Annotated in this window: 8 protein-coding genes; 5 read left to right on the forward strand and 3 right to left on the reverse strand. The window is 64.2% G+C overall.

What is annotated here, in order from left to right:
• The first annotated feature begins 117 nt into the window (after positions 1 to 117).
• From QM590_RS17820 to QM590_RS17830, 3 genes are read left to right on the forward strand one after another with little or no spacing between them, the layout of a single operon-like run.
• On the forward strand, positions 118 to 1,392 hold the full coding sequence (locus QM590_RS17820) for a sensor histidine kinase (RefSeq protein ID WP_269595779.1): 1,275 nt from the start codon (positions 118 to 120) through the stop codon (positions 1,390 to 1,392).
• Positions 1,383 to 2,039 (forward strand): response regulator transcription factor, encoded by a 657-nt coding sequence (locus QM590_RS17825; protein ID WP_269595778.1) that lies wholly within the window; start codon positions 1,383 to 1,385, stop codon positions 2,037 to 2,039. The genes QM590_RS17820 and QM590_RS17825 overlap by 10 nt, the downstream gene beginning before the upstream one ends.
• Positions 2,036 to 2,809, forward strand: coding sequence for a DUF4097 family beta strand repeat-containing protein (locus tag QM590_RS17830; protein WP_269595777.1), 774 nt, complete (start codon positions 2,036 to 2,038; stop codon positions 2,807 to 2,809). Before QM590_RS17825 ends, QM590_RS17830 begins: the two co-directional genes overlap by 4 nt.
• Positions 2,810 to 2,831: 22 nt before the next feature.
• Here QM590_RS17830 and QM590_RS17835 read toward each other — a convergent pair whose 3' ends face one another.
• The gene (locus QM590_RS17835) at positions 2,832 to 4,052 is read right to left on the reverse strand and encodes an FAD-binding domain-containing protein (protein WP_269595776.1); all 1,221 of its coding nucleotides are present in this window, start codon (positions 4,050 to 4,052) and stop codon (positions 2,832 to 2,834) included.
• A 42-nt stretch (positions 4,053 to 4,094) separates the two neighbouring features.
• Positions 4,095 to 4,454: an FmdB family zinc ribbon protein gene (locus tag QM590_RS25975; RefSeq protein ID WP_317785626.1), complete on the reverse strand. Its 360-nt coding sequence runs from the start codon at positions 4,452 to 4,454 to the stop codon at positions 4,095 to 4,097.
• Positions 4,455 to 4,522: 68 nt separating this feature from the next.
• Between QM590_RS25975 and fmdA the strand changes: the two genes are divergently transcribed.
• A complete protein-coding gene (gene fmdA / locus QM590_RS17845) occupies positions 4,523 to 5,776 on the forward strand; it encodes a formamidase (RefSeq protein WP_269595775.1) in 1,254 nt (417 codons plus the stop codon).
• 34 nt (positions 5,777 to 5,810) lie between these two features.
• On the opposite strand, the gene QM590_RS17850 is transcribed toward fmdA, so the two are convergent.
• Complete coding sequence (locus tag QM590_RS17850) at positions 5,811 to 6,404, reverse strand: hypothetical protein (protein ID WP_269595774.1); 594 nt, start codon at positions 6,402 to 6,404, stop codon at positions 5,811 to 5,813.
• A 236-nt stretch (positions 6,405 to 6,640) separates the two neighbouring features.
• Here QM590_RS17850 and QM590_RS25855 point away from each other — a divergent pair.
• The coding region (locus QM590_RS25855; protein ID WP_332112696.1) for an HNH endonuclease signature motif containing protein at positions 6,641 to 8,381 on the forward strand (1,741 nt) is incomplete at its 3' end.

Below are 8,381 nucleotides of genomic sequence, written 5' to 3' on the forward strand. Positions count from 1 at the left end.
ACCGTGGCACGGAAAACACCACGATCGACCCACGGATCGACGGTAGGGCCAGCCCTACCTCGGGCCGTGGGTTCACACTGCGGACAAGCCGACGACACCCGACTTAGGCTGATCCGCATGAACGAGGCTCTACCGATTCCCCTGAATCCACTCAGGGCGTGGATATCGCCGCACTGGTGGCTTGCGGTGGCGTCGTTGCTGGCCTCGACGGTCTCCGGGCTGGGCGGTTGGATGATCCTGGGCCTGCTGATACTGGCGGTGTGCGCACTGCCGTTTGCGCTCAGCGGGGTGCTCGTCTTCGCGCTGACGATAGTGGCGCTCAAGTGGATGGACCGTGCAGCGCGTGCCGGAATCGGTTTCACCGGTGGAATTGCCATCGAGGGCCCCGAAGTGACCGTGTACCCGACCAGTTGGCGCAAGTTCGTCTGGTGCCTTCGCGACATCGGATTGTGGAAGTCGTTGTGCTACTGGCTCATCCGCATTCCGGTCTCGGCTGTTCTGCTGTTCTTGCTGCCGGCGCTCTTCGTGGCCCTGCCGGTTCTCGCGCTGGCCCCGGTCGCCTGGATCGTGACGAATCCGGTCGCCAACCAGCTCGAGATCGGCGAGCGGGTGGGCTATCCGTTCGTCGCGTTGGTCGGCTTCGCATCCTTGGTGACCTTCGTTGCGGGAGTTCCGCTGCTGCTCACCGCCCTGGCGAGACTCGACTGGTGGAGTGCCGCAGCCCTTCTGGGTCGATCCGAATCCAGTAGGAGAGTGGACGAATTGACGGTGAGTCGAGCTCGTGTCGTCGACGCTGCGGATGCCGAACGCCGTCGCATCGAACGCGATCTGCACGACGGGGCCCAGCAGCGTCTCGTTTCGGTGGCGATGTCACTGGGGCAAGCGAAGTCGCGCGTCTCTGCGAGTGAGGACGCGGTGTTGAAAGAACTGCTGGACGACGCACACCGAGAAGCAAAGAACGCGATCGGCGAGATCCGCACCCTGACCCGCGGTCTGCATCCACCGATCCTGACCGACCGTGGCCTCGACGCTGCACTGTCGTCCGTCGCGGCGTTGTGCACGGTACCGGTGACGTTCCGGATAGACCCGGCCCTCTCCGGTGATCGACGTCCGGACGCCACCGTCGAGTCGACGGTCTACTTCGTCGTCTCGGAGGCTCTGACCAACGTGAGCAAGCACGCGAAAGCAAACCACGTCCGTGTGGACGTCTCGAGAGTCGAGTCCGCAGTGCGGGTGACGGTGGTCGACGACGGATGTGGCGGAGCGCATCCGGCACCGGGAGGCGGCCTGGCCGGGCTCGAGGACAGGCTCAGCGGAATCGACGGAACCCTGTCCATCACGTCGCCGTCCGGCGGTCCGACGCGGCTCGAGGTGAGCATCCCGTGCGAGTGATCATCGCCGACGATTCGGTTCTGTTGCGAGAGGGCGTCGCTCGCCTGCTGACCGATACCGGAGCCGACGTGATCGGCAAGGTGGCCGACGCCTCGGAACTGCTCGCGGCCATGTCCGCTGCCGATCCACTTCCCGATGTCTGCGTGATCGACGTACGCATGCCGCCCACCTTCCTGGACGAAGGTCTGCGCGCAGCGCTGGTCATTCGCCAACGGTGGCCCGCGGTAGGGGTTCTCGTGCTCTCGCAGTACGTGGAGGAACGGTACGCAGCCGAGCTCATTCGGCAGAGCACGGACGGCGTCGGCTACCTGTTGAAGGACCGGGTAGCCGACGTGGACGAATTCGCCGATGCCGTCCGGACCGTGGCCACCGGTGGCACGGTCATCGATCCAGAAGTGGTGCAGCAGATTCTGGCTCGGGCCCCGCGATCGGATCCACTCGATTCGCTGACCCCGCGCGAGCGAGAAGTGTTGACCGCCATGGCCGAAGGCAAGTCGAACGCCGGAATTGCCGCTGCTCTGGTGGTCGGTCAAGCAGCCGTGGAGAAGCACATCGGAAACATCTTCGCCAAGCTCGGTCTGCTCGGCGACAGCGCCGATCATCGCCGTGTCATGGCCGTCCTGCGATACTTGGGAGCGATCCAGTGAGAAAAGTTCTGTGGCGCACAGGTGTCGCCGTGTCGGTTGCCGTCGTTGTGGTGGGTACCGCAGGAGCGGCCACGACGGCCACCCTCGCCGTCGGCTTCACCACCCCGAAGATGCAGTCTTTCGATTACTCCGCCGATACGACGATTGCCGGTAAAAATCTTTCCGTCACAACGAGAGTCGCCAAGGTGTCGGTGTCCATGAGCCCCGACTCGGAGTTGCACGTACGGGCCGACGGCTCGTACCGAGGAGATACTCCGACAGTCGACATCAGCGAGGACGGCTCGACGATCGCTGTGGAGTGCTCCTACCGCAAGCGAGGCAGCTGCGACATCGGCCTCGAACTACGGATACCCGCCGGCTTGATTGTCGACATCGACGCAGCAGCAGGCGACGTGGAGCTCTCCGACGTGGACGCGCAGGCATCGGTGTCCACGTCCGCGGGATCCGTGACAGCTCGGGGATCTGCCGGAACCCTGGACATCACAACCGGATTCGGTGACGTCGACATCACCGACGCGGCTGTGTCGGCAGTCGAGGTGGACACGACGTTCGGTCGGGTCGCCCTGGATTCGAGGGTGCCACCGTACTCGGTCCGTGTACAGAACATGCAGGGCGACAGCTTGATCGAACTGCCGGCGGCCGATTTCTACGACGTCGAGGCGACGTCGGAGAAGGGCGATGTCGACATCGACGTCGTCGACGATCCGAATTCCCCGAGGTCGGTGTCGATCACCAGTGAAGACGGCCAAATTTCGGTGCAGCGGAGATAGTTTCGGTCAGCGACTTACCTGTTCAATGACTCCGACGCCATGCGCTGAACGATCTGACCGAGGACGTGGTGGGACGCACCAGCCACGGCCACGGATGCAACTCGACCGGGGCCACGGCGTCGGCGATGCGGGAGAAGCCGGGAACGGGCGCCCAGGTGGTGGCCAAGGGGCGCCCGGAGAGTTCGTCGGCCACTCGACCGCGGCGCACCTCCAACGGGCGGGTCGACGCGATCTCACCGAGCGTCTCGGCAAGAAAGACCAGCCTTTTGCCGGAGAGCCGCAGTTTCCGCAGGAGTGGTTCGTCGAACACGAACACGGCAGGTCGGTCGGTATCCGCAGCCGAGGCGGGGTCTGCGGTTCCGAGAGATTCGGCTGTCAGCCAGACTTGTTCCGCACCTTGTCCTTCCACGTTTGCAGGACCGGCGGGAATCGGCGCCTTGTTCAGATCCGGGCCGTCGACCGCGGGGCCGAGATCGTCATCGGGCCAATTCTCGATGGGGCACGCATCTTTCAGTGCGCAGTTGCCGCACAGGGACGGTGCTCGCTTGTTCACCTGCCATCGACTGAAGCCGTACACTTTGCCGCTTCCGGTGCCGACGGTCCACTGCCAGCCGAGGCGATTGGCTGCGCGAGAGCCGTCGAGTAGGTGGGCGAACATCTCGTCCTCGCCATCGCGCCACGTCGCACCGGCGCGGACTGCCCACTGGGACGCCAGCCACATGCGAGTTTGATTGACGAGCCAGCCGTCGTCGTGCAATTCACCGACCACCGAGGACATGCAGTTCATCTCCTCGGGCCACGGCTGCGCGGTCCAGCCCTGCGGACGCGGCTGCTCACGGCGGAGCGAACGGCCGAGATCCGTTCCGACCCGTGCATAGAGGTGGCGAGCATATTCCTGCCACATCAATTCGTCGCGGTAGCGGGAACGGTCGCGGGAGGGAGCGTCGGCGACCGCGTCCCACACTTCGCGCAGCGTCAGCAGCCCGTGGCGGATGTACGGCGACATGCGACTCGCACCTCGGCGGTTCACCGGGAGAACGGTGCTTCGATCGCGGGCATAGCCGGTGATGTCGAGTCCGGCCAGCGCGCTATCGGCAGCGGACTGCCCACCTGGAATGGCACCGGCGGTGACCCCGTCCGCCCCCTCGCGAGCCAGATCGCCCAGGTGCTCGGCAACCCAGGCGACGACGTCATCGGTGGCGGCGCCATCGGCGATGGACGGGGGAGGAGGTAGCTCGGACATGCCGTCGGACTTCCCCGTCGGGAGGAAAGGGAAACGCGGGGGTCAGGGTCGCGGCAGGCGTCGATGAAGCAGGTTCGATGTCGTTCTTGTCGCCGCCCTACCCTGGTGAGGTACGGACGAGACGACGGCGGGCGTGTCCGCGGTGGCGCGGGCGGCATCGTGCGCTTGCATCGCAGCGCTGTTACCCCGACCGAGAACGGGTGAGGAGATCTTTCGGGCTGCCGCCTGCCCGCATGCCGGACACGGCACCTCGGAGGGCACGTCGGCCATGGAGAATCGCTGCTCGACGGGGGCGCAACGCTGTGCGCAGCGGAAGCTGTAGGTGGGCACGTATCCGAGGGTAGCGTTAGATGTCGCATCAGCGACGTTCCGGCACAACGTCATACAAGATTTACATGCCATATGCGGCCGGATGCACCACGACGGTGCAATGATCGAGGCAGGGGAATCCGCGCAACCGGAGGTGTCCAGTGCCCGAACTGCTGTTTCCGCTCGACTCGACGAAGAGTTTCACCGAACAGGAGATCGTCGGCCACAACCGATGGCATCCCGACATTCCGGCGGCGGTCACGGTCAAACCCGGCACATCTTTTCGGGCCCACTGCCGCGAATGGTTCGACGGGGCCATCCACAACGACGATTCCGCCGAGGACATTCTGAATGCGCCGCTCAACAACGTGCACACACTGTCCGGGCCGTTCCACATCGAGGGAGCCGAGCCCGGCGACCTGTTGATCGTCGACATCCTGGACGTAGGGCCGATCCCGCAGGAGGATTCGGGTCCGCTGGTCGGTCAGGGCTGGGGTTACACGGGAATCTTCGCCAAGGAGAACGGCGGTGGGTTCCTCACCGATCGATTCCCCGACGCGTACAAGGCAATCTGGGATTTCTCGGGGCAGACCACCACATCTCGTCACGTTCCGCACGTGAAGTACACCGGCATCACCCATCCCGGCCTCATGGGGACCGCGCCCTCGGCGCAGTTGTTGGCGAAGTGGAACGCCCGTGAAGGTGCCTTGATCGCTACCGACCCCAATCGTGTTCCGCCACTGGCACTTGCCCCAGAACTCGACGGGGCAATTCTCGGATCACTGAGCGGCGACGAATTCTCCCGTGTCGCAGGTGAAGCCGCGCGCACGGCACCGCCCCGCGAGAACGGCGGAAATCAGGACATCAAGAACCTCACCAAGGGCACTCGCGTCTTCTATCCGGTGTTCGTGCCGGGGGCGAAATTGTCTTTCGGAGACCTGCACTTCTCGCAGGGAGACGGAGAGATCACGTTCTGTGGCGCCATCGAGATGGGCGGCTTCATGGACCAGCACGTCGACCTGATCAAGGGTGGCATGGAGACCTACGGGGTGAGCGAAAACGCGATTTTCATGCCCGGCAACACGGCACCGCAGTACTCGGAATGGATTGCCTTCTCGGGCATTTCGGTGACCGTCGACGGTGAGCAGAAGTATCTGGACTCCGACCTGTCGTACCAGAACGCATGCATGCACGCGATCGACTACCTCACCAAGTTCGGCTACAGCCCCGAGCAGGCGTACCTGTTGCTGGGTTCGGCCCCGATCGAAGGACGCCTGTCCGGGGTGGTGGACATCCCCAATTCCTGTGCCACCGTGTACATCCCCACCGCGATCTTCGACTTCCCGATAGCGCCCTCCGCCAGCGGACCATTCCAAATCGACCCGGGAATGGGAGCGCCGAGAGCGCAGTTCTGACGCAGCGCGGTGGTCGAGATTTGCCGCCGAATGGCTAGTGGCTCTCGTCGTAGCCGGCAGTGATGTTCTGATTGACGCGGACCGGCCGGGACTCGACTTCGGCGAGCGCAAGGATGTCCGAGACCGTCTCTGTGCTGCCACCGAGATACGCGCAGGGGAAGTCGAAGTGCTGAGCCACGCACCATGTGTGATCGCTGGGCCACCACAGGTTCGGTGACAATCGTTCGAGTGTGTCGGTTGCGCGTGAGACCGGTCCCTTCAACAGAAAATAGTTGTAGCCGGCGATGGCTGCGGTCGGTGCCGTCGCGCGAATGTCGTCGAGTGCGGTGTTGCCTTCCCAGACGGCGAACCAGCACTCGTCCGGCGTTGTCGTGTGTCGAGTCAGTACGGTGCTGACGGATTCCAGCTGATCACGCCAGGGTGCAACGGTTTTCGACGATGCATGCTGGGTCGTGCTGGCACGTACGGGATACAGGACACGGGCAAAGGCGTCGAACGCAGTGGGGACCAGCGAGCCCACTGTGATTGTGGCGAGGCCGTCGAGGTTGTAGTCCACCCACTGCGCTTCCGAGACATTCTGCTGCAGATCGTCGTTCGACCATTCCGGGCGATACGTGCTCGATGCCATAGCCCTCACGCTACCGACATCGAGTGCGCCCGCTGACAGGTTGAGCCACCACCTGCCAGGCGAATTGTTCAAGCCAGGATCGTTCAGCTCCGAATGCCGATCATGCGGTTCGGATGGCTCACGTCAGTTCCTACCACCGTGACTGCGTAGATGATGGGCGGAGCCGTCGACAGTCGTCTTGCCCTGTTCGTAAATCTGTTCGAAAACTTGTCGGTGGGTCGCGGTAGATTTTGTTCATGCTTTCGGGGGACGGCGGATCAGGGGTGGACGGCATCGATGTGGTGCCGCCTGCCCCTGACGTGTCCGATCCCGACTTGTCGGCATTGGTGGAGCGGGTCGAGTCCGTGGTTGCGGAGTTGGCGGAGCAGGCGTCGGCGTCGTGGACGAACGCCGACCGGCGTGCGGTGATCCAACGCATGGAGATGCTGACACGGTCGCTGACCGCGTACTCGTACACCTGGCTCAACGAGCTGGTCTCTCAGCACGGCCTCGACGTATATCCGGGCTCGGTCCCGTCCTCGGTGGCGTGGATGCTGCGGATCACCCCACGGGCAGCGGGTGCTCGGGTACGACTGGCTGCGGAGTTGGGGGATCGCACCTCGTTCTCCGGTGAAGTTCTGCCGCCGTTGCTGCCGCACACCGCCGAAGCATTACGGGCCGGGCTGCTCGATGCCAAGCATGTGCAGATGATTCGCGAGTTCTTTCGCCATCTGCCCAAGGACGTCGATCCGCAGACCCGCGATCTCGCCGAAGAGCAGTTGGTGGGTTACGCATCGACTAGACGCCCCGACGACTTCGCACCGTTGGTAGCGTCACTGGATTCGATCCTCAACCCCGACGGCGATCACGACGACGATGAAGACGAAGACGAGGACGGAAAACCGAAGCCGCGCAAACGTAGGGATGCGTTCTTCTATCTCGGCGAGCAAGGTGCCGACGGTATGTCGGAAGGCAACTTCTGCGTCGACCCCGAACTACGCGCCTACCTCGAAGCCCTGTTCTCGAAAGCCGCGAAGCCTGGCATGTACAACCCCGCCGACGGCAAACCGATCGTCGACGACGACACCGGAAGCGACGAGGACGACCACACCTCGGGCGAGGATGCCCACGCACGACCGCAGCCCGGGACCACGCCCCGCGAAGCAGGGGCGAGTGATGCAGGATCGGGGGACTCCAATTCCGAGACACCACCGCTACCTGAGCGTAAAGACGGGTGGCGACGTGATGCGGGACTCTGGAACGACGGTCCATGTGGCTGTGACGGCCATTGCGGTGACGGCCATTGTGGTGACGACGACTGCGGTCACGACGACTGCGGTCACGACGAGTGCGGAGGCGGCATCGAATGCGGTTGCGGTACAGGCTCTGACGACACCTCCTCCGACGGCACCTCCTCCGACGGCCCTGCTGCCAGGCGTACCGCTGCCGGGCACGGCGATACCGAGAGCAGTGAGGCACGGGCCGAGGCGGCGGCGTCAACGCGCGAGGCCGCAGCCCAGCGTGACATCCGCACCCAGAACGAACGTCGTCACGACGCCCTGAAACTGGCACTCCGGCACACCCTCGCCTCCGGGACCCTCGGCACCCACCGCGGCCTGCCCGTCACCGCCATCGTCACCATGACCCTGAAGGATCTGGAAGCCGGCTGCGGCTACGCCATGACCGGTACCGGATCCCGCGTCTCGATCCGCGACGCCATCCGCATGGCTTCCCACGCCCACCACTATCTGACCATCTTCGACGACGACGGCAGAGCCCTCTATCTGGGCCGTTCCAAACGCATCGCCTCCGCCGATCAGAGGATCGTGCTCATCGCCCGAGACCGTGGCTGCAGCTTCCCGTCCTGCACCCGCCCCGCAACCTGGTGCCAAGCCCACCACCTCACCGATTGGATAGACGGCGGCAACACCGACATCGACGGATTGACCTTCGGCTGCGACATGCACCACGCACTCGTCGGCACCGGACCAGGAAAGT

Source organism: Rhodococcus sp. IEGM 1372 (genome assembly GCF_030056835.1).
Taxonomy (GTDB): domain Bacteria; phylum Actinomycetota; class Actinomycetes; order Mycobacteriales; family Mycobacteriaceae; genus Rhodococcoides.